This is a genomic window from Streptomyces sp. NPDC051940 (genome assembly GCF_040680895.1).
Classification (GTDB): domain Bacteria; phylum Actinomycetota; class Actinomycetes; order Streptomycetales; family Streptomycetaceae; genus Streptomyces.
Genome location: NZ_JBFAXR010000061.1, coordinates 25,259 through 50,062, shown reverse-complemented (window position 1 = coordinate 50,062; position 24,804 = coordinate 25,259). Strand labels below are relative to the sequence as shown.

Sequence of the window (24,804 nt, the reverse complement as noted above, 5' to 3'; positions counted from 1 at the left end):
GGCTCTGCCCCCGGGCCCCCGTCCTCGTTTCGTGCGGCCCGCGCCTCCCGCCTGGGGGCTCCGCCCCCTTGCCCCCTGATCGGCGCTGCGCGCCTCGGCCTCAAACGCCGGCCGGGCTTCATAGCGGGCTACGAACCCACCCTCGCCGCCGGGAGGCCCTGGGAGAGGTCCTCTGCCAGGAGGCGTTTGGCGATGTTGTCCACTGCTGCGCGGAGGTCCGCCTGTGGGGGTTCGCCGAGGGCTTCCTCCACTCGGTGTCTGAGCCAGTCGCCCCAGGCCGCGCTGATCAGCGCGGCCTCCCGCGTGCCTGAGTCCGTGTGCGAGTAGAACGAGTCGTACGCCGTGAGGTAGCCCTCGGCGACCATGCGGTCGAAGACCGGGGCCAGGACCTCCGGGGGCACGCGGCGGCGGGCCGCGACCAGGTCCAGGTTGGCGTGGCCCACCGTACGGGTGAGGAGCTCCACCTGCATGACCGCCCACGCGCCCGCGTAGTCCAGGGCCGTGCCCGACGTGCCGTGGATGAGGCGGGCCGTGTCCTGGTCGGCGGTCGCGAAGAGTTTGCCCACCGTGCGTTCCAGGAGGCGGGCCGAGTCGCCGTCCGAGGGCTGGGCGAAGCCCTCGCCCATGTCGGAGGAGCCCATCCGGGCGCTGTCGCGGAGCTGGACCTCCTTCAGGAACAGGGCGACCAGGAAGCCGACCGCCGCGACCGGCACCGTCCACAGGAAGACCGTCTGGAGGGTGTCCGCGTACGCCTCGACCACCGGGATACGCGCCGCCTCCGGCAGCCCGTGCACACCCTGCGGGCTCTGCGCGGCCCGCGCCAGCGCCGCCGGGTCCAGGCCCGTACCCGCCTGGGCGGCCTCCTGTACGCCCTGCGTCAGGTTCGGCTTCAGGGAGTTGGTGTAGATCGTGCCGAAGACCGCCGTACCGAAGGAACTGCCGAGCGTGCGGAAGAACGTGACGCCCGACGTGGCCGTGCCGAGATCGGCGTAGACGACCGTGTTCTGCACCGCGATCGTCAGCACCTGCATGCACAGGCCGATGCCCGTGCCCAGCACGAACATGTACAGCGACTCCAGCCAGGCGCTGGTCTCCGGGCCCATGAGGGAGAGGAGGTAGAGGCCGATCGCCATGACGAGGGAGCCGATGATCGGGAAGATCCGGTAGCGGCCGGTCTTGCTGACCACGTTGCCGGAGTAGACCGAGGCCAGGAGCAGCCCGATCACCATCGGGAGCGTACGCACGCCCGACACCGTCGCCGAATCGCCGTCCACGTACTGCAGATACGTCGGCAGGAACGTCATCGCGCCCAGCATCGCGAACCCCACGATGAAGCTGAGGAGCGAGCACACGGTGAAGACCGGATTGCCGAACAGGCGCATCGGCAGCATCGGTTCCGCCGCCCGCGTCTCCGCCCAGCAGAACAGCGCCAGCGCCACCACGCCCGCCGCGAACAGGCCGATGATGACGCCCGAGGTCCACGCGTACTCGTTGCCGCCCCAACTCGTCGCCAGGATCAGCGCGCTCGCGCCCACCGCCACCAGCGCGATGCCCAGATAGTCGATCACCGGGCGGGCCGCCGAGCGCACCACCGGGATCGTCCGCGCGGCGGCCACCACCACGACGATCGCGATGGGGACGTTGACGTAGAACGCCCAGCGCCAGGAGAGATGGTCGGTGAACAGACCGCCCAGCAGCGGGCCGATGACCGTGGCGACGCCGAAGACCGCGCCGATCGCGCCCTGGTACTTGCCGCGCTCCCGCAGCGGGATGACGTCCGCGATCAGCGCCATCGACGTCACCATCAGACCGCCCGCGCCGACGCCCTGCAGACCGCGCCAGACGATCAGCAGCGTCATGTTCGTGGACAGGCCGCACAGGAACGAACCGGTGATGAAGATGATCGCCGAGACCTGGAAGACCAGCTTGCGGCCGAACAGGTCGCCGAACTTGCCGACCAGCACGGTCGCGACCGTCTCCGCCAGGAGGTACGACGTCACGACCCACGACATATGAGCCGCGCCGCCGAGGTCCGAGACGATCGTCGGCAGCGCCGTGCCGACGATCGTCTGGTCGAGGGCGGCCAGCAGCATGCCGAGCATGATCGTGACGAAGATGACGTTGCGGCGGCGTCTGTCCAGTTCGGGCGGGCCGGCGGTGCCCGCCTCCTCCTCGGCAGTCGTGGTCATTCCCGCAGCGTCACACGACCCCCCGCACCCCGCATCCGCGCAGGCCCGCGCGGGTGCCGCCGCGACATCCCGCCCGCACGACGCCGACAACCCTCATGAGCCGCGTCGCCCGCGCGGTGTACGGTCGGGCTCTGACGCAGGCGCAGGGGTGGGCCCCCTGCTCACATGGGGTAGGGACGAATGCCGAAGATGTCCGACTGGCTGGACGGGATGGGCGAGCGGGCCGCACGCTTCGCCCAGCGGCGCCGCGAGGCCGCCGAACGCCGGGAGGCGGAGCTCACCGGCCCGGACACCCCGCCGCCTGCCGACGAACCGCCGCCGCCCGCCCCGCCGCCACCCGGGGCGAGGCCCGAGCCGGCGCTGGCCATCCCCTGGGGGATGCGCGTCGCCGCCGAAGCCGGCTGGCGGCTGCTCGTCTTCGCCGGGGTGCTGTACGTCCTGATGAAGGTCGTCAGCATGATCAGCCTGGTGATCATCGCGTTCTCCGCCGGACTGCTGATCACCGCGCTGCTGCAGCCCACCGTCTCCCGGCTCAACCGGGCCGGACTGCCCCGCGGCCTGGCCACCGCGCTCACCGTGCTCGGCGGCTTCGTCGCCATCGGCCTCATCGGCTGGTTCGTCACCTGGCAGGTGATGGAGAACGCCGACCAGCTCACCAACAAGGTGCAGCACGCCATCGAGGACGGGCGGAAGTGGCTGACCGAGGGCCCGTTCAAGGTCAGCGAGGAGCAGATCAACGACGTCGCCGACAACCTCAGCAACTGGCTCGGCGAGAACACCAGCGAGCTGACCGCCAAGGGCTTCGAGGGCGTCAGCTACTTCATCGAGTTCCTCTCCGGCGCCGCCGTCGCCGCGTTCACCACGATCTTCCTGCTGTACGACGGCAAGCGGATCTGGAAGTGGACGCTGAACTTCGTCCCGGGCGCCGCGCGGGCCGCCGTCGCCGGCGCCGGCCCCCGGGTGTGGGCCACCCTCACCGGCTATGTACGGGGCACCGTGCTGGTGGCCCTCGTCGACGCCGTGTTCATCGGGCTCGGGCTCTTCCTGCTCGACGTGCCGCTCGCGGTGCCGCTGGGCGTGCTCGTGTTCCTCTTCGCGTTCATCCCGATCGTCGGCGCGCTCGTGTCCGGATGCGTGGCCGTCGTCATCGCCTTCGTCACCAACGGGCTCGTCATCGCGCTGCTCGCGCTCGGAGTGGTGCTGCTGGTCCAGCAGATCGAAGGCCACGTGCTGCAGCCGTTCATCCTCGGCCGGATGGTCCGCGTCCATCCGCTGGCCGTGGTGCTCGCCGTCGCCGCCGGCACGCTGATCGCCGGGATCGCCGGCGCGGTCGTCGCCGTACCGCTGGTCGCCGTGGTCAACACCGCCGTCGGCTACCTGCGGGCGTACCACAGGGAGCAGCTGGCCCGGCAGGGCGCGGCGCCGCCCGGGCCGCACGGGGCGACGCTCCTGCAGGTGTCACCGGCGGGAGGCCCGGTGCCGGGCCCGGCCGGCGGGCCCGAGGACGGGCCGGGCGGGCCGTCGGACGGTCCGGACAGCCCCGCGGACGGCGCGGCTGACCGGGACCAGTAACGGCCCTACGCGACGACAGCAGACGGCGGCCGGTGTGGAATCGCATCCACACCGGCCGCCGTCTGTCTGCTCCACGCCCGACCGCGAACGATCAGCCCGCGGCGTCACTGCGCCAGCGTCGCCTCCGCGTCCAGAACGGTGCCCACGGCCTGCAGCACCGAGGCGATCTTGAACGCCTCCTGGACCGTCTCGCGGTCCACGCCCGCCTTGCGCAGCACCTGCTCGTGCGAGTCCAGGCACTGGCCGCAGCCGTTCACCGCGGAGACGGCGAGCGACCACAGCTCGAAGTCGACCTTCTCCACACCGGGGTTGCCGATGACGTTCATCCGCAGACCGGCGCGCAGCGTGCCGTACTCCGGGTCGGAGAGCAGGTGGCGCGTGCGGTAGAAGACGTTGTTCATCGCCATGACGGCCGCGGCCGACTTGGCGGCGGTGTACGCCTCGGGGGACAGGTTCGCCTTCGCCTCCGGCTCCAGCTCACGCAGCACGATCGCCGAGCGGCTCGCGATGGCGCAGGCCAGCACGGTGCCCCACAGCTGCTGCTGCGGCAGCTCGCTGTTGCCGATCACGGACCCGAGGTTCAGCCGCAGGTCCTTGGCGTAGTCCGGTATCGCGGACTTCAGCTCGTCGAGGGCCATCGCTCTCTACTCCCCGGCCAGCAGCTTGACCGCGTCGAGGGTGTCCTCGCCCTTGGTCCAGTTGCAGGGGCACAGCTCGTCGGTCTGCAGGGCGTCGAGGACCCGCAGGACCTCCTTGGGGTTACGGCCGACGGAGCCGGCGGTGACCATGGAGAACTGGATCTCGTTGTTCGGGTCGACGATGAAGACGGCGCGCTGGGCGACCCCGTCCTCGCCGAGGATGCCGAGGTCGGAGCTGAGCTCCCGCTTGACGTCGGCCATCATCGGGAACGGCAGGTCGTGCAGGTCGGGGTGGTGCTTGCGCCAGGCGTGGTGGCTGAACTCGTTGTCGACGGAGAAGCCGAGCACCTGGGCGTCACGGTCGGTGAACTCGGAGTTCAGCTTGCCGAACGCGGCGATCTCGGTCGGGCACACGAATGTCCAGTCCTTGGGCCACGCGAAAACGATCTTCCACGAGCCCTCGTAGGACTTGTGGGTGATCTGCTGGAACGCATTGTCCGGGTCGAGATCGACGCAGGCGGTCAGTTCGAAGGTGGGGAACTGGTCACCGACAGTGAGCACGCGCTTCTCCTTGGGGTGGAAGGCCGGTTTGCGGCCTTCCTTGGATCTAGGTGTGCCTCAGGCTTTCACAGGGCGGCTAGTCTGCGGAAATCGATCAAACGGGGCTTGTTGATCGAAACGCCCTATCAGACCTGGAGGGGCCGGCAGACCGGGCCAGGCGCGCACCGCCGCGGCCAGCTCGGCCGTCTGCTTCCGGCGGCGGGCCTCTGCTGCGCGCACGGCTGTGCGGGAGACCGGATCGGAGCTCTGCCGGAACGGGAGCGCGTCGGACGGAGGCGGAGGCTGAGCCGTATTCCGAAGGAAGGCTGCTTCGACCAACTCGTCCACAGGCGGGCCGACGCGTGAGATTCCGCCGCAGCCGCCGTCCGAGGCCCGGCACTGATAGCGGTGCCCGTACTTGAGGGCAGACGGGCTGCCGACGATGTACGGGTTGGGGCGCAGTCGATTCCCGCAGAGGCCGCAGCGGGCGATCCCCGACAGCAGGTGACGGATGCGCGTGGGATGCGGCAGCGCCTGCCGGCTCTTTCGGCGGTCGGAGAGAACGGATACAACGCGCTCCCAGTCGGTGACCGACACGATGGGATCCCAGTCGCCCGTCACAGGGCTTCCGTCCTGGAGCACAAGATGATCGGGCAGCGAGACCCGCGTCCCGAGGCTGTCTCTGGTCGACTGGGGGACGTATGCGCGATAGCCGCACAAGCGAGGGTTGATCAGACGGTCTCGCACGGTGGATGTCCAGGTACGCCTTGCGGATGAGGCCCGCCTCGAACTCGTTCACCGTCCGACCGTCGCTGTTCCAGCCGAACGGACGGCGCGACCAGTTCCTCCTCCAGAGTGGCGAAGACGAGGGGGGCGGATGACCGCTCGTAGACATCGATCAGTCGCTCGAGGTCCAGCGGCCGGCGCGCGACACGATCCAGGTCGGACGTGACCACGCCGTCCAGCGCCTCGTTGCCCAGGTCCTCGAGCAGCTCCTCGAAACCCGGCCGCACGCGCCGCTCCTTGTACGCCGACGCGTCGTTGTCCACGTACACCTTGCCCACCACCCACCCGCGCGCAGCCGCGAGCTCCGTGCAGTCGCGGCGCCGGCGGTCCACGCCCTCCGGGTCGTCGGCCGACATGCGTGCGTAGATGCCTACAGTGACCATGGAAGTGCCCCAGCCCCTCGGGTGCGGTCGGCTGATATGCCTGACGATCAGGGGGGAGCGGGGTTTCGAGTGTCCGACCTGCTGTCGAGGAAGTTTCCGGAGGACGTCATCGCCGTGGGCAAGCCCCCGACGCTCGCTCAGTTGCGGGCCTTCTCCGCGGTGGCCGAGCAGCTCCACTTCCGCGACGCCGCGGCCTCGATCGGGATGAGCCAGCCCGCCCTCTCCGGTGCCGTGTCCGCGCTGGAGGAGGCCCTCGGCGTGCGGCTGCTGGAGCGGACCCGGCGGCGGGTGCTGCTCACGCCCGCCGGGGAGCGGATCGCGGTGCGGGCGCGGGCCGTGCTGGAGGGGGTCGCGGAGCTGGTGGCGGAGGCGGAGTCCGCGCGGGCGCCGTTCACCGGGGTGGTGCGGCTCGGGGTGATCCCGACCGTGGCGCCGTATCTGCTGCCGACCGTGCTGGACGTCGTACGGCGGGACTTCCCGGAGCTGGAGCTGCAGGTGCACGAGGAGCAGACCCCGTCGCTGGTCGACGGACTGCTGCAGGGGCGGCTGGACCTGCTGCTGCTCGCCGTGCCCCTGGGTGTGCCGGGGCTGCGCGAACTGGACCTGTTCGAGGAGGACTTCGTACTGGTCATGCCGCCGGGGCACACCCTGGCCGGGCGGCGGGGCATCGCCCACGACGCGCTGCGGCAGGAGGAGCTGCTGCTGCTCGACGAGGGGCACTGCCTGCGCGACCAGGCGCTGGAGCTGTGCCGCGGCGCCTCGGTGACGACGACCGCGGCGGGGCTGTCGACCCTGGTGCAGCTCGTGGCGGGCGGGCTCGGGGTGACGCTGCTGCCCCGGACCGCGCTCAAGGTGGAGACGGGGCGGGCGGAGCGGCTGGCGACGGGGGAGTTCGCCGAGCCCGCGCCGTCGCGGCGGATCGCGCTCGTGGCGCGGGAGGGCGCGGCGCGCGAGGCGGAGTTCGAGGCGCTGGCCCGGGCGCTGCGGGAGGCGCTGGGGCGGCTGCCGGTACGGGCGTCCTGAGCGGCCGCCGGCGCAGGCATCGCAGCACGCCCTACGCACATCGGCGTAAAAGCGAATCCAGCTATACACCGCGCGTATACACCGGGTGTATAACCGACCCATGTCCATCGCCCACGCCCTCCTCGGGCTTCTGGAGTCCCGCCCCCGCCACGGCTACGACCTCAAGCGGTCCTACGACGACACCTTCGGCCAGGACCGCCCCCTCGCGTACGGCCAGGTGTACGCCACGATGGCCCGGCTGCTGAAGAACGGCCTCGTGGAGACCGCCGGCGTCGAGCCGGGCGGCGGCCCCGACCGCAAGCGGTACGCGATCACCGACGCGGGCGTCACCGACGTGGAGCGCTGGCTCGGGCAGCCGGAGAAGCCCGAGCCGTATCTGCAGTCGGCCCTCTACACCAAGGTCGTCCTCGCCCTGCTCACCCGCCGCGACGCCGCCGAACTGCTGGACACCCAGCGCGGCGCCCATCTGCGCCTGATGCGCGAACTCACGAGGCGCAAGGCGGACGGCGATCTGGCCGACCAGCTGATCTGCGACCACGCGCTGTTCCATCTGGAGGCCGACCTGCGCTGGCTGGAGCTGACGACGGCGCGGCTGGACGAGTTGGGGAAGCGGGTGCGCTCATGACCACCGCCCCGCCGCTGCTCCACGCGACCGGTCTGCACAAGGCCTTCGGGCCGACCACGGCTCTCGCCGGGGCCGGCTTCGCCATCCGCCCCGGCGAGGTGGTCGCCGTGATGGGGCCCTCGGGGTCGGGCAAGTCGACGCTGCTGCACTGCCTGGCGGGCATCGTCCGCGCCGACGAAGGCACCGTCACGTGCGACGGCCGGGAACTGAACGCGCTGTCGGACCGCGAGCGCAGCGCCCTGCGGCGCGGCGCGTTCGGGTTCGTGTTCCAGTTCGGCCGGCTGGTGCCCGAGCTGACGTGCGGGGAGAACGTCGCCCTGCCGCTCAGGCTCGGCGGATCACGGCGCAAGGACGCCGAGGCGAAGGCCGGGGAGTGGCTGGCGCGGCTGGAGGTCGACGACATAGCCGGCAAACGGCCCGGCGACGTCTCCGGCGGCCAGGGGCAACGCGTCGCCGTGGCCCGCGCGTTGGTCACCGGCCCGCGCGTGGTGTTCGCCGACGAGCCGACCGGCGCGCTGGACTCCCTCAACGGCGAGCGGGTGATGCGGCTGCTGACCGACGCCGCCCGCGAGTCGGCCGCCGCGGTCGTCCTCGTCACGCACGAGGCGCGTGTCGCCGCGTACGCCGACCGCGAGGTCGTCGTCCGCGACGGCCGTACGCGCAGCATGGAGCCGGCGTCATGAGGTGGGCGCGCGAACTGGGCCTCGGCGTACGGCTCGCGGCCGGCGGCGGGCGCCAGGGCTGGACGCGGACGCTGCTGAGCGCCCTCGGGATCGGGCTGGGCGTGGCGACGCTGCTGATCGCCGCGTCGATCCCCGCGATCGTCGACCGGCACGCCGACCGGGTGTCCGCCCGCGAGGTGGCCCGGACGGCCGCCCCGGGGCCGGACACCACGGCCGTCGTCCCGGCCGACCGGACGTATCTGGGCCGCGAGGTCCGCGGCCGGCTGCTGCACCCGGACGGCCCGGAAGCGCCCCTGCCGCCGGGCCTGACCGCGGTGCCGGGGCCGGGGGAGGTCGTGGCCTCCCCGGCGCTGGAGCGGCTGCTGGACTCCTCCGGCGGCTCGCTGCTGCGGCTGCGCTTCACCGGCCGCACTGTCGTCGGCACGATCGGCGACGAGGGCCTCGGCGGCCCGCAGGAACTCGCCTTCTACGAGGGTGTGTCCGACGTCGGCCGCTACGGCGAGCGGGTGCGGCACGTGTCCGGCTTCGGGGTCCCGAGGGCGTCGTCCTTCGCCGAGACGGAGCCGCTGCTGCTCCTGCTCGTCCTCGTCGCGGTGATCGTGCTGCTGCTGCCCGTCGCCGTGTTCGTGGCCACCGCGGTCCGCTTCGGCGGCGACCAGCGTGACCGGCGGCTCGCGGCGCTGCGTCTGTCCGGCGCGGACGCCGCCGCCACCCGGCGGATCGCGGCCGGGGAGTCGCTGCTCGGCGCGGTCGGCGGGCTGGTGGCGGGGCTCGGGATCTTCCTGCTGCTACGGCGGTGGGCGGGGCTGGTCGTCGTCCAGGGGCAGAGCGTGTTCCCCGCCGACGTGGCGCCGCATCCGGTGTTCGCCGTGTTCGTGGGTGTCGCCGTGCCCGTCGCGGCCGTGGCGGTCACCGTGTTCGCGCTGCGTGGTGTGCTCGTCGAGCCGCTCGGGGTGGTACGGGAAGGGGGCGTGCCGGCGCGCAGGCTGTGGCCGCGGCTGGTGCTGCCCGCCGCCGGGCTGGTGGCGCTCGCCCCGGCGGGGCCGATGGGCAACGCCCGGGTGGGCGCGGGGGTGGCCCTGCTGCCGGTGGGCGCCGTCCTGCTGCTGCCGTGGCTGGTCGAGCGGACGGTGCGGGGGCTGCACCGGGGGCCGCTCAGCTGGCAGTTGGCGGCGCGCCGGCTGCAGGCGGGCAGCGGGGCGGCGGCGCGGACGGTCAGCGGCGTGGCCGTGGCGGTGGCCGGGGCCATCGCGCTGCAGATGCTGCTGGCGAGCGTGCAGGCCGAGTACACCCAGGACCGCTCCGGCGAGGCCCGGCTGCCCGACCTCGGCGTCGCGGCCCGCGCCGCGGACCACCCGCGGTCGGCGGCCCTCATCGAGGCCCTGCGCGGCACGCGCGGCGTACGGGAGGCCGACGGGGCCACCAAGGCCACCGTCACGGGAGTCGAGCCCCTCGGCGGCGACGTGGAGGCCGTCGTCGCCGACTGCCCCACCCTGCGCCGGCACACCGGCCACCGCGGGCCGTGCGAGGACGGCGACGCGTTCCTCGCGCCGGTGTACCAGGACTTGCTCAAGCCCGGCCTGCCGATCCGTCTCGTGGGGACGGACGGGCCGGTGCGGGTGCGGATCCCCGACGACGTACGGCTGCTCGACACGCCCGGCACGATCCCCGACGGGGACAGCCCTAACTGGCGCGAGGTGCTCTACTTCACGCCGTCCGCCGTCGACCTGCGCGGCACCGCGCTGCGGACGACCGTCGCCCTGCGCTTCGACCCCGCCGATCCGGGCGCCGCCGAGCGGGCGGCGACCGTCGCCCTGCGGTACGACCCCCAGGCGGAGCTGCGCTCCGAGCGGCTGCCCGAGTTCCGCAAGGACTTCGCCGACATCCGTACGGCGGTGCTGCTCGGTGCCGTCGGGCTGCTGCTGGTCATCGGTGGGGGCGTACTGGTCACGGTCTGCGACCAGTTGCGGCAGGCGGGGCCGCCGCTCGCGGTGCTCGCCGCCTTCGGCGCGCGGCGCCGGACGCTCGCGCTGTCGGTGCTGTGGCAGACGGCGTACCCGCTGGCCGTCGGGCTCGCGGTGGCCACGGTCACGGGGGTGGGGCTGGGCAGCCTGCTGCTCGTCGTGGGGGAGCAGCCGGTACGGCTGCACGTGGCCGACCTGCTGGCCCTCGCCGGCGCGGGCGCGGCAGTGACGCTGCTGGTGGCGGTGCTGGCGCTGCCCGCGCTGGGCCGGCTGATGCGGCCGGAGGGGCTGCGGGCGGAGTAGCCGGCGGGCGCGTACCGCCGTCACGGTTTGGGCGGCCGCCCCCGACGGGGGTGGGGGCGGGCGTCCGACGGCAGGCGGCCGGCCGACTTCAGGGCCTGGCGCAGCAGATAGTCGATCTGCGCGTTGGTGCTGCGCAGCTCGTCGGCGGCCCAGCGCGCGAGCGCGTCGTGGACCACCGGGTCGAGCCGCAGCAGCACCTGCTTGCGGGCGGCCCTCGCCGTACGGCCGCTGCCGCCGTCGCCGTCCGTGGGCGTATCGCTCACTGGTACAGGGACCCCGTGTTGATCACCGGCTGCGGGGCGCGGTCACCGCACAGCACCACCATCAGATTGCTCACCATGGCCGCCTTGCGCTCCTCGTCCAGCTCCACGACGTCCTGCTGGGTCAGCCGGGCCAGCGCCGCCTCGACCATGCCCACGGCACCGTCGACGATCAGCCGCCGCGCGGCGACCACCGCGCCCGCCTGCTGGCGCTGCAGCATCGCGGAGGCGATCTCCGGAGCGTACGCGAGATGCGTGAAGCGCGACTCGACGATCCGTACGCCGGCCGCCTCGACGCGGGCGGAGAGCTCGGCGGACAGCTTCTCGGTGATCTCCTCCGCGTTGCTGCGCAGGGAGAGTTCGTCCTCGTCGTGCGCGTCGTACGGGTACTCCAGGGCGATGTGCCGGACGGCGCTGTCGGCCTGGGTGGCGACGAACTCGACGAAGTCGTCGACCGCGAAGCTGGCCTTGGCGGTGTCCTCGACGTGCCAGACGACGACGGCCGCGAGCTCGATCGGGTTGCCGTAGGCGTCGTTGACCTTGAGCGCGGCGGTCTCGTGGTTGCGCACGCGGGTGGAGACCTTGGTCCGCTCGGTGAGCGGGTTCACCCAGCGCAGCCCGTCCTCGCGCACGGTGCCGACGTACCGCCCGAAGAGCTGCACGACGCGGGCCTCGCCGGGGGCGACCATGTTCAGCCCGGCCATGCAGAAGACGGACACGAGCGCGAGCAGCCCGCCCACGACGGCGACGGCCACACCGCCGGGCCCGCCGGCGACGATCCCGGCCGCGACGCCACCGCCGCCGACCAGGAACCCGAGCAGCCCGAGCAGCAGCGCGACCCCGCCGCCGACGTTGCGGGCGCGGGCCTCACGGACGGGAGAGGCGGGCATGGCGGGTACGTCGTCGGTGCTCTGGTGGTGGGTGGTCATGGCGGTCACTCCCCCTGTTTCCCCGGCGGGCGGCCGGGCTCGCCTATCAAAGTGATATCACTTTACGCGGTCGGCGGGCGCTGGGGAAGTCCGGAGCCCGCCCCCAGAGGTATGGACAACTGCACCGCCGCGCTCCCACCGGCGGATCAGCCTGGAGGATGTGACGAGAACCTGTCAGGCGGTCTTCCCGCCGCCCGCCCCGCGCCCGCAGAATCGATACAGCCCGCCCGCGGGAGCAGCCGCCGGCGTCAACAGTCCCGTGCGTTTCCCCACGGACCACCGGAGTGACCGATGACCAGAGGCACCCTGCTCACGCGCGCCCTGACCGGCGCCCTCCTCCTCGCGGCGGCCCTCACCGTCCCCGCGCAGGCGGCCGCCCCGCAGCCCGCCGACCCCGTCGGCGCGTACAAGGCCGCCCACGACACCCTCCCCCCGCAGCAGCTCACCGACGCCCAGCGGACGCTCATCGCCGAGAAGTCCGCCGCCGCGAAGGGCGCCGCCGGCAAGTCCCGCAAGAGCGGCGCCGGCACGCTCGCCATCCTCAGCGCGGGCGCCCTCCACCAGTCGCAGATCAACTCGTACTACTGCGGCCCCGCCACCCTCGTCATCACCCAGTCCGCCCACGACGAGGTCGCCGGCCGCTCCCAGACCACCGCCGGCGACCAGCTGAACACCACCACCGCCGGCACGGCCTGGTACGGCGTCAACGCCGACGTCCCGAACCCCACCGGCTACCCCATGGTCGACGTCCTCAACTACCGCATCACCTACGCCGGCTACGTCCCCAAGGCCCTCCCGTACACCCCGACGGCCACCGACAAGGCCAACTTCCGCGACCACATCACCCACAACGTCGACTACGACTACGCCATCGCCGGCAACGCCTGGGAGGTCGTCGGCGGTCCGCACCTCGTCGGCCACCCGAACCGGGAGATCTTCCACTGGGTGTCCATCGACGGCCACAGCGACGACGGCGCCACCCAGGTCCAGTACCGCGACCCGGTCGGCGGCGTGTCGACGAGCATCATCTCCTGGGCGGCGAGCGTGCCGAAGACGGCGACGATCTCCTCCGACACGATTACGACGATCATGGGCGGGCGCGGATACGTCTGGTGACATCGGGGCACGTGACCGGAGTGAACAAGCGACACACGGCGGCCGTCCTGCTGACGGCCGCCCTCGTCCTCACCGGCTGTACGTCCGGGGGCTCCGACGGCGAGCCCCCGGAGCAGCGTACGAAGTCCGCGGGCTCCGCCTCGCCCGGCTCCGCCGCGGGGCCGCCCACCGCGGCGCAGGCGTGCGCGGTCGGGCTGCCCCGCGCCTGGCAACAGGCCCTGGCCGACGGGGAGATCGAGCCCCCCGACGACGGGACGGGCCAGACGCTCGCCGAGGTCGGACCGGGAGCGGCATGGACCGTGCTGCAGTCCACGGGCGACAGCAAGCGCGAGCTGGTGCTGGCCGAGGGCGAGGGGGACGGCGGGCGGACCGTCGTCCGCGTGCTCGACGACCCCGCCCAACACCAGGTCGACACCGCCGACTTCGACGGGCGCTGGCTGGCGTACGACCTGGTCAAGGGCACCCAGCTGCAGAGCCCCTGGGAGCTGTGGGCCTGGGACCGCGAGACCGGCACCGAGCGGCTCGTCGCGCAGGCGGCGACCGGCGCGGACGGGCAGGCCGTGCCCGGGCCGCTGATCAGCCCGGTGATCCGCGCCGGGCGCGTGTTCTGGGCGCAGGGCACGGGCGGCGGCAAGGCGGCCGTGTACGCGCGCGACGTGGCGGAGGAGAAGCCGCGGCGGCTGTACGCGGGCGTGGTGGACACGCCGTTCGCCGCGGGCGGGCTGCTGGTGTGGCCGCAGGGCGACGCACAGGGGCGGCAGGTGCGGCTGGCCGCGGTGGCGATGGACACCCTGAAGCCGGCGGAGCTGCCCGGGCCCGTCGCGGCGCTGCGCGACATCCGCTCGGCCGCGTCGGACGGCCGGACCTGGGCCTGGATCGCGGGGGAGCAGCCGCGGCTGTACGTGTGGCAGGAGGGCTGGCCCGAGCCGCTGGCGCTGGTGCGGGACGCCGGGGCGGTGAACGCGGACCAGGTCCGCGTCGGCGGCGACCTCGTCACCTGGCGTACGACGGAGGCGGCGTACGCGCTGGACCTCCGCTCCCGCACGTACACGCGACTCACCCCGCAGTACGGCTACGCCACGGCCCGCGACGGCGCGCTGGGCGTCTCCTACGCGGACAAGGGCACGGCGCCGGTGATCCAGGTCGTACCGGCGGAGGACCTGCCGCCGCTGCCGCGGGGGTGCTGACAGGCCGCGGTCAGACCCCCGTCGGCCCCCTCAGATCTCGAACCAGACGACCTTCCCCGCGCTCAGCCGCTCCGCCCCCCAGTCGCGCGCCACCCGGTTGACGAGGAACATCCCGCGCCCGCCCTCGTCCGCCGGGCCCGCGCGGCGCAGGCGCGGGAGCTGCGGGACGTCGTCGACGACCTCGCAGCGCACCCGGTCGGTGTGCACCAGGCGGAGCGTGACCGGGCGGCGTGCGTAGCGGATGGCGTTCGTGACGACCTCGCTGACCAGCAGCTCGACGGCGTCGGAGAGGTCGTCCAGACCCCAGCCCGCCAGCGCCGCGCGCGCGTGGCGCCGGGCCTCGCGCGGCGCGGACGTCCGCGGGTCCAGCTGCCACTGCGCGGCCGAGCTGGGCGCGATTCCGTCGAGCCGGGCGGCCAGCAGCGCGATGTCGTCGTCCCGGGTGCCCGGGTCGAGGACGTCCAGCACCTCGTCGCACAGCGGCTCCAGCGGCGGCGGATGGCCGGGGCCCGTGAGCGCCGCCGTGGCGGCCAGCCGGGCGCGCAGACGCTCGATGCCCGTCGACACGTCGCACAGCCGCGACTCCACCAGACCGTCGGTGTACAGCATCAGCGTGGAGCCCGGCGGTACGTCGAGCTCCACCGGCTCGAACACCGTGCCGCCGACCCCGATGGGCGCGCCCGGCGGGACGTGCAGCACCTGGCACGTGCCGTCCTGGCCCAGGAGCACCGGCGGCGGATGGCCGGCGTTGGCGAGCGTCAGGCGGGAGGCGATCGGGTCGTACACGGCGTACAGGCAGGTCGCCATCCGCTCCTCGCCGAGGCGCTGCGCCTGCTCGTCGAGGTGGTGCAGCACCTCCTGCGGCGGCAGGTCCAGGCCCGCGAGGGTCTGCGTCGCGGTGCGCAGCTGGCCCATGATCGCGGCGGAGGTGACGGAGTGCCCCATCACGTCGCCGACGACGAGCGCCACCCGGCTGCCGGGCAGCGGGATCGCGTCGTACCAGTCGCCGCCCACCCGCGCCGACTCCGCGGCGGGCAGATAGCGGCTGGCCAGGCGTACGCCGGTGGGCTGGGGGAGGGACTCGGGCAGCATCGTGCGCTGCAGCTCGTTGGAGATGTACGCCTCGCGGCGGTAGATGACCGCCTTGTCGATGCCGAGCGCGGTGTGCGTGGCGAGCTGGGCGGAGACCAGCAGATCGTCGCGCTCGTACGGCTCCCGCTCGGCGCCCCGCAGCAGGACGACCACACCCGTCACCCGCCGCCGTCCGCGCAGCGGCGCGATGATCGACCGGCGCCCGGGCGGCGGCGTGGTGCCCTTGCCGAGCAGCTCCGAGAGCGCGCCGCGCGCGGCGAGGGTGTCGCCGAACACCGGCCGCACCCCGCGCAGCACCTCCGACAGGGCGCCCATGTGCGCCACCTCGACCAGGTCCGCCGGCCCCGGCAGCGGCGGGACGCCGGGAGCCGCCGCGTCCAGGTCGCTGCGCCGCAGCCGCAGCTGGAACGGCTCGACGGGCTGCTCGTCGCCCACGGGGAGCGGATCGCGCAGATAGACCAGGATCGCGTCGGCGAACGCCGGCACCACCGACCGGCACAGCCCGAGCACGATCTCCTCGAGGTCGATGCCCCGGGCGATCCGCCGCGTCGCCGCGCCGACGAAACGCAGCCGCGCCGAACCCGGATCCGGGCCGGGCGCCACCGGTACCGGGGCCGCCCGGCCCGGAAGTCCCGGGGACGGATCGGCCGAGCCGTCCGTGTCGACGTGCTGCGGCCGCGGCCGTGTGTCGTCCGGGGCCGTGCGCGGTGCCGGCGGCTCGGGGCGGCGACTGCCGCCGGGATCCGCGGATCCGCCGTCAGGCCTGCCCGACCGCAGGGCCGCCGCCCCTTCCTCGCGCTCCGTCACGATTCGCTACCCGTCCGTCAGCCCCGGGGTCCCGGACGGGACCCCGGCAAATTGTCGTCGCACCAAGCGAGTTGCTGTCAAAGCAGTGTGGATGACGATCCTACGTTTGAGGGACGGGGGCGCATCAAGAGGCTCATGAACTCGCGTGCGCCGGAGTACGGTCCCAGTCCGCCGGAAGCGCCGGAACCGGCCAGGCGGGATCGGGGCGCCAATCCTCCCAGCCGTCCGCGAACGGGGCGTTCCAGGCGCGGATCTCCGCGACCGCCGCCCGGCCCGCCCGGCGCACCTCGCGCGCCTGCTCCGCCGTCACCAGGCCCACGAGCTGGGCCTGGGCGAACTCGTCCTCGTCCCGCCAGTGCCAGCTGCGGTCCGGATGGACGGAGATGTCCAGGAAGTGGTCCTCCGAGTCCACCCCGCCGGACCACCGGCGCAGCGGCTCCTCGAGGTTGACGTACCAGTTCTTGAACCGCCAGTCCCGCTCCCAGAACAGCCATACCGACCATGGTTGCCCGGGCCGGGCCAGCTTGAGCACCCCGGTACCGAACCACTGGGAGCGAGCCGTCCGCCGCGGTTTGGTATAGCGCGTGGCGAGCGGCTCGCGGTGCAGCGGCGTACCGTCCAGCATCACCGGGCGTACGCACTCGGTGCCCGGCGCCATCCACACCGCGAGCTGCTCCGCGTCGTCGCGTACGACGGTCACCGGCCGGCAGATGTGCACGTGGTCCGTGCCGTTGCCGCGGTAGCGCCAGAGGATCTGGTCCCCGGGCGCCCAGGAAGCGGGCCCGGTTCGCCCGTTTTCTGATGGGGTGTCCGTCGTGGTCATCCCCCGATGGTAGAGGGCGGGTGCCTACGGCCGGGTCATCCGCAGCACGTCCAGGGCCTCGTCCAGCTGGGCCTCCGTGAGCAGTCCGCGTTCGACGTAACCGCCCTCCAGCACCACCTCGCGGATCGTCCTCCGCTCGGCGAGGGACTTCTTGGCGACCTTCGCCGCCTCCTCGTACCCTAGGTACCGGTTCAGCGGGGTGACCACCGACGGCGAGGACTCGGCGTACTCCCGTGCCCGGTCGGCGTTCGCCGTGATGCCGTCGACCGTGCGGTCGGCGAGCAGGCGCGAGGCGGTCGCGAGGAGGCGGACCGACTCCAGGACGTTGCGGCCGAGCACCGGCAGCATCACGTTGAGTTCGAAGTTCCCCGCCGCGCCGGCCCAGGCGACCGTCGCGTCGTTGCCGACGACCTGCGCGGCGACCATCAGCACCGCCTCCGGGATCACCGGGTTGACCTTGCCCGGCATGATCGAGGAGCCGGGCTGCAGATCCGGGAGGCTGATCTCGGCCAGGCCCGTGCGCGGGCCGGAGGCCATCCAGCGCAGATCGTTGGCGATCTTCGTCAGGCTCACGGCGATCGTGCGCAGCTGGCCCGAGGTCTCCACCAGTCCGTCGCGCGCGCCCTGCGCCTCGAAGTGGTCGCGGGCCTCGGTGAGCGGCAGCTCCGTCGCCCGCGCCACCTCGGCGATCACGGCGGCGGAGAAACCGGGCGGGGTGTTGATCCCGGTCCCCACCGCCGTACCGCCCAGCGGCAGCTCGGCCAGCCGGGGGAGCGAGACGAGCAGCCGCTCGACGCCGTGCCGGACCTGCGCGGCGTAACCGCCGAACTCCTGGCCCAGCGTCACGGGCGTCGCGTCCATCAGATGCGTCCGCCCCGACTTCACGACCTCCGCGAACTCCTCCGCCTTGCGCTCCAGGGACTCCGCGAGGTGGGTGAGCGCGGGGATGAGGTCGTGGACGACGGCCGAGGTGGCGGCGATGTGGATGGAGGAGGGGAAGACGTCGTTGGAGGACTGGCTGGCGTTGACGTGGTCGTTGGGGTGGACCGGGCTGCCCAGCTTCTCGGTGGCGAGGGTGGCGATCACCTCGTTGGTGTTCATGTTCGACGAGGTGCCCGAGCCGGTCTGGAAGACGTCCACCGGGAAGTGCTCGTCCCAGTCGCCGCGGGCCACCTCCTCGGCCGCCTCCTGGATCGCCGCCGCCAGGTCCTTGTCCAGTACGCCGAGCTCGGCGTTCACCTTCGCCGCGGCCGCCTTGACACGGGCCAGGGCCTCGATGTGGGTGCGCTCGAGGCGGCTGCCGGAGACGGGGAAGTTCTCCACGGCCCGCTGGGTCTGCGCCCGCCACTTGGCGTGCGCGGGCACCCGCACCTCGCCCATCGAGTCGTGCTCGGTCCGCCATGCGCTGTCGCTGTTCACGTCATCGACCTCCTGAGGGGATCAGCGTCCCCGACCCCTGACGTGTTCCCGCTGCGGGCGCGCCGGACCGGGCCGCACTTCCCGCGGCCGACGCGCCTCGCCCGGCCCACCCGCGGCGGGCAGGCACGACCGCGCCTCACACCGCCCGCAGATCGCCCCCGTACACCGTCCGGTAGTCCGGCAGCACCACCCGGGTGTCCGGGGACAGCCGGCGGACCTGGTCGACGAGCCCGGTCAGGTTCATCACCGGATCCGGGACCACCGGGCCGCGCAGCGGCGTCTCGAAGTTGTCCCAGTGCACCGGGACCACCACGCCCGGGTTGCCGAGGGCGTCCATCAGCCGCGGCACGTAGCGGTGGGTCGAGGCGCTGGACTGGGCGGCGATCATCGCCACGTCGGGGCGCATCCCGCGCACCGCCCGCTCCTCGAAGTCGCTGGCGCCCATCAGGAAGCAGGACGGCCCGTGCTCGCCCGCCCGTACCAGGAACGCCAGCGTGTCGCCCTCCGGCAGGTCGGAGATGGTGGCGGGCGGTGCGGCCGGCGGCGCGGTGAGCGTGCCCGGCGCGAAGTACGACCAGCTCTTGTTGCGGCTGTGCAGGCTCGCCGCCACCTCCACGACCAGCCCGTCGCCGAAGTCCAGCACCTCACCGCCCCGGACGACCGAGATCTGCCCGGGGTCCACACCCCAGGAGACCAGCAGATGCCGGGTGGTCTCGGTGCCGACGACCCGGGCGCCGGTGAGCTTCGCGAGATACGGCACGTCGGCGATGTGGTCCCAGTGCGCGTGGGTCACCAGGATCAGCGCGGCCTCGCCCGCGAACTCCTCCGCCAGCGCGGGATCGGTCGCCGCGATCGGCGTGGCGGGGTCGAACGCGCCCTGGAACAGGCCCGTCTCGAAGCGGGTGAGGTACGGGTCGACGAGCACCGTCCGGCCGCCGGTGTCGATCCGCCAGCCCGTCGTACCGAGCCAGCGCAGCGAGGCGGAGCCGGCGTCCAGCGGGCGGGGGCCGGACGGTGCTCGGGGGGCGGCCGCGGCGGCGGACTGCGCGGCCGGGATCAGGGGTACGGCGGCGCCGACGGCGAGGCCGCGGAGGACGTTTCGGCGGGAATTGTCGATCTTTGCCATACGGGCATCACAACAGGGCCCGCACGCCCGCGTCCAAGACCGGATCGCCCAACCAGCCATAGGCGTAAGGCTATCGGAGCAGGTCGGCGGGGCTGCCGGCGTCGGCTTCCGCGTGCAGCGGGCGCCCGTGGAGCTCCTCCACGGCCAGGCGCCCCGCCGTACCGATCGCGGCGTCCACCGCGGGCAGCCAGGCGGAGGGCGTGCGCGTACGGGCGAACACCGCCACGGCGTACTCCCGGCCGTCCGCACATCGCGCCACGCCCGCCTCGATGTGCAGCCCCGGCAGGGTGCCGGTCTTGGCGGCGATCCGCACGTCCGGCGGGAAACCGGAGACCAGCCGGTGCCGGAAGACCTGCCGGCCCATCAGCTCACGCACCTGCGCGCACGCCTGCGGCGGACCGGCCTCGTCCCGCCAGACCAGCCGCAGCAGCCTCGTGATGTCGCGCGGGGTCGCGGCGTTGGTGCGCGCCGGGTCCAGACAGCCCAGGGCCGCCTTGCGCTCGTCCGACAGCGCGCGGTAGCGGGCGGGGAACTCGGCTTCCGTGGCGGCGCCCACGTCGGCGAGCATGCCCCGCAGGATCGCCCGTGGGCCGCCGGTCAGCCGTACGCCGGTCAGTCCCAGCTCCGCGGCGAGCAGGCGGACGGTGTCCACGCCCACCCGGTCGAACAGCACGTCGGCGGCGGCGTTGTCGCTCACCGACAGCGCGAAGTGGGCCAGATCGCGCAGCGACAGCTCGACGTCGTCCGCGCAGCCCGACGTGCCCCAGCCGCCCAGGCGGTCCCGCGCGGTCACCCGTACGCGCTCGCGGGGGTCGAGCTGGCCGGCGGCGCACTGGCGGGCGAACTCGAGCGCCAGCAGGATCTTCACCAGCGAGGCGATGACGGCGGGCTCGTCCGCCCGTACACCGACCTCCGGTCCGGGCGGCCCCTGCACGGGGACGGCGTGCAACTGGGCGTCCGCGCCCGCGGCGTGGAGGGTGTCACGGATGCGCCGGGCGGCGGATGCCCTCCCGGGTGGCGTCTCCGGTGGGCGCCGTGCGGCGGGTGTCCGCTGCCCGGCGGGTGTCCTCTCGCCCTGGTGTTCCATGCGGCCCCCTCACGTAAGGTCCTGAGCGTGGATCTCCTTCGCCACCTGCGTATTGTCGTCGCCGTCGCCGACGAGCTGCACTTCGGGCGGGCCGCGCGGCGGCTCACCATGGCGCAGCCCCCGGTCAGTCAGGCCGTACGACGGGTGGAGAAGGAGCTGGGCGTCGAGCTGTTCGACCGCTCGCGCCGGCAGATCCGGATCACGCCCGGCGGCGCCGTGGTCATCGACGAGATCCGGCAACTCCTCGCCCGTGAGGACCGGTTGCGCGCCGTCGCTCGCCGCGCCGGACGGGGCGCGCTGGGCACGCTGCGGGCCGGGGTGCCGCCGTCCGCGGGAGCGGGCGCGCTGGCCGCGCTGATGGACGCGTGCGGGCGGGAACTGCCGGGCGTGGACGTGGACCTGCAGGAGCTGACCACCGAGGAGCAGATCAGGCTGCTGCACTCCGGCGGCCTCGACGCGGGCGTGCTCCACCAGCCCGCGGACACCACCGGGCTGTCGCTCGGCCCGCCCGCCGAGGCGCCGCTCGGGGCGGTGCTGCCGCGCACCTCGCCCCTCGTCCGGCTGCCTGACCTCACCCTCGCGGACCTGGCCGGATCCGAACTGGCCCTCTTCCCCCGGTCGCACGCCCCCGGCTGGTACGACGGCATCCTCGCCGTCTGCCGCGACGCGGGCTTCGCGCCGCCCCGGATCCGGCACGCGGCGAACCCGGAGTTCCTGCTCGCCCTCGTCACGGCCGGGCACGCGGTGGCGTTCGACGAGGGGCCGGTGGCCCGCAAGGAGCCCCGGGTGAGCTGGCGTCCGCTCGCCGGCCGGCCGCTGGTACGCCGCCTCACCGGCGCGTGGCCGGCCGGCGGGCCGGGGCATCGCGCCGCGGCGGCCTTCGCCGCGCTGGCGACGTGCGTCCTGGGGGGCGCGGACACGGCCACCGTCCACGGCCCGCCCGAGGAGGGGGAACGGCCGTGGACGGTGGTGTTCGAGTAGCGCTCCTACGCGGCAGCAACCGTGCCTGCGCGGGCGGTTGGGGCGCCTAGGCGGCGGGCGGGGTCGGCGAGCCGCTCGGCGGCGGGCCGTCGGGCGGGGTGCCGCCACCACCGGGGCCGGGGCCGCCGCCCTGGCTGAAGGAGTCGTCGGCGGCGACGGCCGTGTCGGACAGGTCCAGCCCGATCCGGAAGGTCGCCTTGTAGCCGTCGCCGTTCCTCGTCGGCTGCAGCAGCATCTGGTCGCCGATGTCGGCGTAGTGCATGTCGCTGTCGTTCGTGGTGTCCGGCGTGCCCTTCGCGGCGTACGGATCGGTCGCCAGGTACGCCGTCTTGAAGTCCTCGGGGAGGTACAGCTGCGAGGTGAACTCGTAGGCGTTGCCGTCCGTGCCCGTCGTCTGGACCTTCACGTGGATGTGCACCGTCCGGCCCTGGTACCAGCCGGGCAGGACCGTCGTGAAGCGCACCAGGCCGCCGCTGTTGGTGACCTGGTAGCCGCGCAGGAAGTCGTGGCCCTCCGTGCCCTCGGAGGCGATGTCGGAGTAGATGCCGCTCGCGTCGCAGTGCCAGATGTCGACCGTGGCGTCGGGCAGCGGGGTGACCGTCTTGCCCGCGATCCGGGAGACGATCAGCGCGAGGTCGAGCCGCGTGCCGTCGACGGCCGTGCCGTCGGAGGTGTCCGTGCGGATGTCGGAGCGCTTCAGGCCCTCGTCGACGTAGTACGGGCCCTCGGTCATCTCCGGCTTCGCCACGACGTCCGCGGCGGCGGTCGACTCCTCCGCGCTGGCGGAGGACGTGGCGAACACGGTGCCGCCCACGGCGGCGGTGGCACCGGCGGCGCCCAGCAGGGCGAGTGCGCGCCGCCGGCTGAGGATCCGGCCCACGGGGAGGTCGTCGTCGTGCATGTGGCTCCTTCACGGTTACGCGGGTGTGTGCTCCGCACGCTAGGAGCGCGTCCTGTGCCCCACCTGGCCCCACCCTGTGCCCCCGCTGTGCGTCCTCCCGGCTCGCCACGTCCGATCGACCCGCTCCGCTCAGATCAAATAGGATTCTGCTTCTCGTGATGCTGCGGGAGGTGGGCCGCCGCGTCAAGGCCGGACGTCGGCGGGCTCCGAGACTCCATGCATCCGGGCCTGTGTTCCAGCGAAAACCGCTGTTGATACGCCTTGGTGCCCCGTCTCGCGAGCCCTGGCGCCGAGCGCGCCGACTGGGTGCCGCGGCAATCCGTGCCTACGAACCCCTACCGCCGCGAGGCAGATTCGTATAGGAAGTGCTTCGCCGACTTCTGCGGGTCGCCGGTACTCGGCACGGTCCGGCCGACTCATCCGAATCCTGATTGCGAGCCATCGTGAACTCATTCACCCCGTCCCGCCGCGCGGTTCTCACCGCCGCCCTGGCCACCGCGGCCGGCATGGCGCTGCCGCTGACGGCCGGCGCCGGCCGAGCGGCCGCCGTCACCCCGGGTGGGCCGGCGCTGGTGCCCGTCCTGCCGGGGGACACCCCCGAGCAGCGGCTGGCCAAGGCCGCGAGCGTGGCACCCACCGGTGCCCAACTCGCCTGGCAGCGGCGCGGCGTGACGCTGTTCACCCACTACGGCGTCAACACCTTCACGGCCCGCGAGTGGGGCTCCGGCTGCGAGGACCCGCGCTGGTTCGCCCCCACCGCCGTCGACACCGACCAGTGGGCGGAGACCTATCGCGCCTCCGGGGCCACGCTCGCGCTCTTCACCGCCAAGCACCACGACGGTTTCGTCCTCTACCCCACCCGCTACACCAACCACTCGGTCATCGCCAGCCCCTGGTGGCTGCGCGAAGGCACCCCGGAGGGCCCCGAGCGGCAGGCCGCCGAGGCCGCCCGTGACGCCGACCCCTCCGCGTACTGGCAGGCCCGTGAGGCCGGCCCGGTCAACCCGCGCCGCGACGTCCTGCGCCAGTACGTGAACTCGATGCGCGCCGCCGGGCTGCGCGTCGGCGTCTACCTGTCCCCGGCCGACGGCGCGGAACTCCCGCACGCCTGGCATGTGGGGTACACGGAGCAGATCAAGGCCAAGGCGGCGGCCGGGCAGTCGCTCGGCGCCGGGGAGAAGTCCACGCTCGCGGACGCCGGCCGCACCCCGTCCGGCGCGGGCCGCTACGGCAACGGCAGCGCACCGGTGGCCCGGACGATCCCCACCCTCGTGCCGGGCGACGACCGGGCCGACGACGTCGCCTCCGGCCGGCTGCCGTCGTTCACCTTCACCGTCGACGACTACAACGCGTACTACCTCAACCAGCTGTACGAACTGCTGACCGAGTACGGCAAGCTCGACGAGATCTGGCTGGACAACGCCAACCCCTGGAGCGCCTCCGGCATCACCCAGACCTACGACCGCGGCGCGATCCACGCCCTCATCCAGGCGCTCTCCCCGGACACCCTGATCTGGACCGGCCCGCAGGGGCTGCGGTGGGTCGGCAACGAGTCGGGCACCGCCCGTACGACGGAGTGGAGCGTCATCCCGCTCAGCCGCGACCCGCAGAACGGCGTCGGGATGGTGGCGGGCAGCTCGGCGAGCGCCGACATGGGTTCGCGGACGGTGATCAACAGCCCTTACACGCGCTATCTCATGTGGTACCCGGCCGAGTGCGACGTCTCGATCCGGCCCAACTGGTTCTGGCGCGCGGACCAGCAGCCCAAGACCGCCGCCCAGCTCACCCGCCTGTACGAGATGTCCGCTGGCCGCAACTCCCTGCTGCTGCTCAACGCGCCCCCGGCGACCGACGGCCGGATCCCCGACGCGGACGTCGCCTCCCTGGCCGGGCTGGGCGCGTCCCTGGCCGCCACCTACGACGCAGACGGAGCGGACCTCGCCGCCGGAGCGAGCGGGGCCCCCGGGCTCAACGACGGGCGCGCGGACACCGCCTGGTCCCCGGACGGCGGCGACGTCACCGGCACCGCGGAGCTGGCTCTGCCCGAGGCCCGCACCTTCGACCGGATTCGGCTGGCCGAGCGGATCGAGGAGGGGCAGCGCGTGGAGGCGTTCACGGTGGAGGCGTGGGACGAGGGCTCCGGTGCGTGGGCTGCCGTCGCCTCCGGCACCACCATCGGATTCCGCCGCATCCTGGCGCTGACCGCGCCGGTGACGACGACCCGCGTCCGGCTCCGGATCACCGGTTCCCGGGCCGTACCGCGCGTCCGCGAACTCGGGCTGTTCCGCTACGTGCCGCCGGCCGCCTGACCGCGGGCCCACCGGGGCTTACGGCGACCGAACGCACAGAGCCCCCGGCGTCCGCCGGGGG

General features: G+C 73.4%; 22 protein-coding genes. 9 read left to right on the top strand and 13 right to left on the bottom strand.

The features are described 5' to 3' along the window. Positions 1-128 precede the first annotated feature (128 nt). Positions 129-2,189, bottom strand: coding sequence for an MDR family MFS transporter (locus tag AB0M28_RS23200; protein ID WP_365408019.1), 2,061 nt, complete (start codon positions 2,187-2,189; stop codon positions 129-131). Between the two features lie 180 nt (positions 2,190-2,369). Here AB0M28_RS23200 and AB0M28_RS23195 point away from each other — a divergent pair, with 180 nt between their 5' ends. After that, positions 2,370-3,761: an AI-2E family transporter gene (locus AB0M28_RS23195; RefSeq protein WP_365408016.1), complete on the top strand. Its 1,392-nt coding sequence runs from the start codon at positions 2,370-2,372 to the stop codon at positions 3,759-3,761. Between the two features lie 104 nt (positions 3,762-3,865). Here the strand turns inward: AB0M28_RS23195 and AB0M28_RS23190 are convergent, their stop codons facing one another. From AB0M28_RS23190 to AB0M28_RS23175, 4 genes are all read right to left on the bottom strand, one after another. After that, positions 3,866-4,399: an alkyl hydroperoxide reductase gene (locus AB0M28_RS23190; RefSeq protein ID WP_365408013.1), complete on the bottom strand. Its 534-nt coding sequence runs from the start codon at positions 4,397-4,399 to the stop codon at positions 3,866-3,868. Positions 4,400-4,405: 6 nt separating this feature from the next. Next, positions 4,406-4,960 carry a peroxiredoxin gene (locus AB0M28_RS23185; protein WP_365408010.1) on the bottom strand — a complete coding sequence of 185 codons (555 nt, stop codon included), beginning with the start codon at positions 4,958-4,960 and terminating at the stop codon, positions 4,406-4,408. Positions 4,961-5,017: 57 nt separating this feature from the next. Continuing rightward, positions 5,018-5,536, bottom strand: a complete 519-nt coding sequence (locus AB0M28_RS23180) for a zinc ribbon domain-containing protein (protein WP_365408031.1) — start codon at positions 5,534-5,536, stop codon at positions 5,018-5,020. A 134-nt stretch (positions 5,537-5,670) separates the two neighbouring features. Beyond that, positions 5,671-6,081: a recombinase family protein gene (locus tag AB0M28_RS23175; RefSeq protein WP_365408007.1), complete on the bottom strand. Its 411-nt coding sequence runs from the start codon at positions 6,079-6,081 to the stop codon at positions 5,671-5,673. A gap of 96 nt (positions 6,082-6,177) precedes the next feature. Here AB0M28_RS23175 and AB0M28_RS23170 point away from each other — a divergent pair, with 96 nt between their 5' ends. From AB0M28_RS23170 to AB0M28_RS23155, 4 genes are all read left to right on the top strand, one after another. Next, positions 6,178-7,131 carry a hydrogen peroxide-inducible genes activator gene (locus AB0M28_RS23170; protein WP_365408004.1) on the top strand — a complete coding sequence of 318 codons (954 nt, stop codon included), beginning with the start codon at positions 6,178-6,180 and terminating at the stop codon, positions 7,129-7,131. A gap of 100 nt (positions 7,132-7,231) precedes the next feature. Further along, a complete protein-coding gene (locus AB0M28_RS23165; RefSeq protein WP_365408001.1) occupies positions 7,232-7,756 on the top strand; it encodes a PadR family transcriptional regulator in 525 nt (174 codons plus the stop codon). Then, positions 7,753-8,439, top strand: a complete 687-nt coding sequence (locus AB0M28_RS23160; RefSeq protein ID WP_365407998.1) for an ABC transporter ATP-binding protein — start codon at positions 7,753-7,755, stop codon at positions 8,437-8,439. Before AB0M28_RS23165 ends, AB0M28_RS23160 begins: the two co-directional genes overlap by 4 nt. Continuing rightward, positions 8,436-10,706, top strand: coding sequence for an FtsX-like permease family protein (locus tag AB0M28_RS23155; protein ID WP_365407995.1), 2,271 nt, complete (start codon positions 8,436-8,438; stop codon positions 10,704-10,706). The genes AB0M28_RS23160 and AB0M28_RS23155 overlap by 4 nt, the downstream gene beginning before the upstream one ends. Before the next feature lie 20 nt (positions 10,707-10,726). On the opposite strand, the gene AB0M28_RS23150 is transcribed toward AB0M28_RS23155, so the two are convergent. Next, entirely contained in the window at positions 10,727-10,969 is a 243-nt protein-coding gene (locus AB0M28_RS23150; RefSeq protein ID WP_365407992.1) for a hypothetical protein, read from the bottom strand. Further along, complete coding sequence (locus AB0M28_RS23145; protein ID WP_365407989.1) at positions 10,966-11,895, bottom strand: SPFH domain-containing protein; 930 nt, start codon at positions 11,893-11,895, stop codon at positions 10,966-10,968. The genes AB0M28_RS23150 and AB0M28_RS23145 overlap by 4 nt, the downstream gene beginning before the upstream one ends. 291 nt (positions 11,896-12,186) lie before the next feature. On the opposite strand from AB0M28_RS23145, the gene AB0M28_RS23140 reads away from it, so the two are divergent. Continuing rightward, positions 12,187-13,011 (top strand): hypothetical protein, encoded by an 825-nt coding sequence (locus AB0M28_RS23140; protein WP_365407986.1) that lies wholly within the window; start codon positions 12,187-12,189, stop codon positions 13,009-13,011. Positions 13,012-13,031: 20 nt separating this feature from the next. After that, positions 13,032-14,198, top strand: coding sequence for a hypothetical protein (locus tag AB0M28_RS23135; protein ID WP_365407983.1), 1,167 nt, complete (start codon positions 13,032-13,034; stop codon positions 14,196-14,198). Between the two features lie 30 nt (positions 14,199-14,228). Here the strand turns inward: AB0M28_RS23135 and AB0M28_RS23130 are convergent, their stop codons facing one another. The 5 genes from AB0M28_RS23130 to AB0M28_RS23110 all read right to left on the bottom strand — a co-directional run bounded on the left by AB0M28_RS23130 (position 14,229) and on the right by AB0M28_RS23110 (position 20,552). Beyond that, positions 14,229-16,097, bottom strand: a complete 1,869-nt coding sequence (locus tag AB0M28_RS23130) for a SpoIIE family protein phosphatase (RefSeq protein ID WP_365407980.1) — start codon at positions 16,095-16,097, stop codon at positions 14,229-14,231. A 133-nt stretch (positions 16,098-16,230) separates the two neighbouring features. Further along, positions 16,231-16,920 (bottom strand): DUF402 domain-containing protein, encoded by a 690-nt coding sequence (locus AB0M28_RS23125; RefSeq protein ID WP_365407977.1) that lies wholly within the window; start codon positions 16,918-16,920, stop codon positions 16,231-16,233. A gap of 24 nt (positions 16,921-16,944) precedes the next feature. Next, a complete protein-coding gene (locus tag AB0M28_RS23120; protein WP_365407974.1) occupies positions 16,945-18,339 on the bottom strand; it encodes a class II fumarate hydratase in 1,395 nt (464 codons plus the stop codon). 136 nt (positions 18,340-18,475) lie between these two features. Further along, positions 18,476-19,465: an MBL fold metallo-hydrolase gene (locus AB0M28_RS23115; RefSeq protein WP_365407971.1), complete on the bottom strand. Its 990-nt coding sequence runs from the start codon at positions 19,463-19,465 to the stop codon at positions 18,476-18,478. A 70-nt stretch (positions 19,466-19,535) separates the two neighbouring features. After that, complete coding sequence (locus AB0M28_RS23110) at positions 19,536-20,552, bottom strand: serine hydrolase (protein ID WP_365407968.1); 1,017 nt, start codon at positions 20,550-20,552, stop codon at positions 19,536-19,538. A gap of 27 nt (positions 20,553-20,579) precedes the next feature. Between AB0M28_RS23110 and AB0M28_RS23105 the strand changes: the two genes are divergently transcribed. Next, the gene (locus AB0M28_RS23105) at positions 20,580-21,533 is read left to right on the top strand and encodes a LysR substrate-binding domain-containing protein (protein WP_365407966.1); all 954 of its coding nucleotides are present in this window, start codon (positions 20,580-20,582) and stop codon (positions 21,531-21,533) included. 46 nt (positions 21,534-21,579) lie between these two features. Here the strand turns inward: AB0M28_RS23105 and AB0M28_RS23100 are convergent, their stop codons facing one another. Further along, positions 21,580-22,434: a hypothetical protein gene (locus AB0M28_RS23100; protein ID WP_365407963.1), complete on the bottom strand. Its 855-nt coding sequence runs from the start codon at positions 22,432-22,434 to the stop codon at positions 21,580-21,582. 443 nt (positions 22,435-22,877) lie between these two features. Between AB0M28_RS23100 and AB0M28_RS23095 the strand changes: the two genes are divergently transcribed. Continuing rightward, positions 22,878-24,743, top strand: a complete 1,866-nt coding sequence (locus AB0M28_RS23095) for an alpha-L-fucosidase (protein ID WP_365407960.1) — start codon at positions 22,878-22,880, stop codon at positions 24,741-24,743. The last annotated feature ends 61 nt before the right edge of the window (positions 24,744-24,804 follow it).

What these genes read in the sequence shown, in the direction of transcription:
- AB0M28_RS23200 (WP_365408019.1), bottom strand. Translation starts at nt 2,189, where the DNA reads ATGACCACGACTGCCGAGGAGGAGGCGGGCACCGCCGGCCCGCCCGAA.
- AB0M28_RS23195 (WP_365408016.1), top strand. Translation starts at nt 2,370, where the DNA reads ATGCCGAAGATGTCCGACTGGCTGGACGGGATGGGCGAGCGGGCCGCA.
- AB0M28_RS23190 (WP_365408013.1), bottom strand. Translation starts at nt 4,399, where the DNA reads ATGGCCCTCGACGAGCTGAAGTCCGCGATACCGGACTACGCCAAGGAC.
- AB0M28_RS23175 (WP_365408007.1), bottom strand. Translation starts at nt 6,081, where the DNA reads ATGTCGGCCGACGACCCGGAGGGCGTGGACCGCCGGCGCCGCGACTGC.
- AB0M28_RS23165 (WP_365408001.1), top strand. Translation starts at nt 7,232, where the DNA reads ATGTCCATCGCCCACGCCCTCCTCGGGCTTCTGGAGTCCCGCCCCCGC.
- AB0M28_RS23160 (WP_365407998.1), top strand. Translation starts at nt 7,753, where the DNA reads ATGACCACCGCCCCGCCGCTGCTCCACGCGACCGGTCTGCACAAGGCC.
- AB0M28_RS23155 (WP_365407995.1), top strand. Translation starts at nt 8,436, where the DNA reads ATGAGGTGGGCGCGCGAACTGGGCCTCGGCGTACGGCTCGCGGCCGGC.
- AB0M28_RS23145 (WP_365407989.1), bottom strand. Translation starts at nt 11,895, where the DNA reads ATGACCACCCACCACCAGAGCACCGACGACGTACCCGCCATGCCCGCC.
- AB0M28_RS23140 (WP_365407986.1), top strand. Translation starts at nt 12,187, where the DNA reads ATGACCAGAGGCACCCTGCTCACGCGCGCCCTGACCGGCGCCCTCCTC.
- AB0M28_RS23125 (WP_365407977.1), bottom strand. Translation starts at nt 16,920, where the DNA reads ATGACCACGACGGACACCCCATCAGAAAACGGGCGAACCGGGCCCGCT.
- AB0M28_RS23115 (WP_365407971.1), bottom strand. Translation starts at nt 19,465, where the DNA reads ATGGCAAAGATCGACAATTCCCGCCGAAACGTCCTCCGCGGCCTCGCC.
- AB0M28_RS23110 (WP_365407968.1), bottom strand. Translation starts at nt 20,552, where the DNA reads ATGGAACACCAGGGCGAGAGGACACCCGCCGGGCAGCGGACACCCGCC.
- AB0M28_RS23100 (WP_365407963.1), bottom strand. Translation starts at nt 22,434, where the DNA reads ATGCACGACGACGACCTCCCCGTGGGCCGGATCCTCAGCCGGCGGCGC.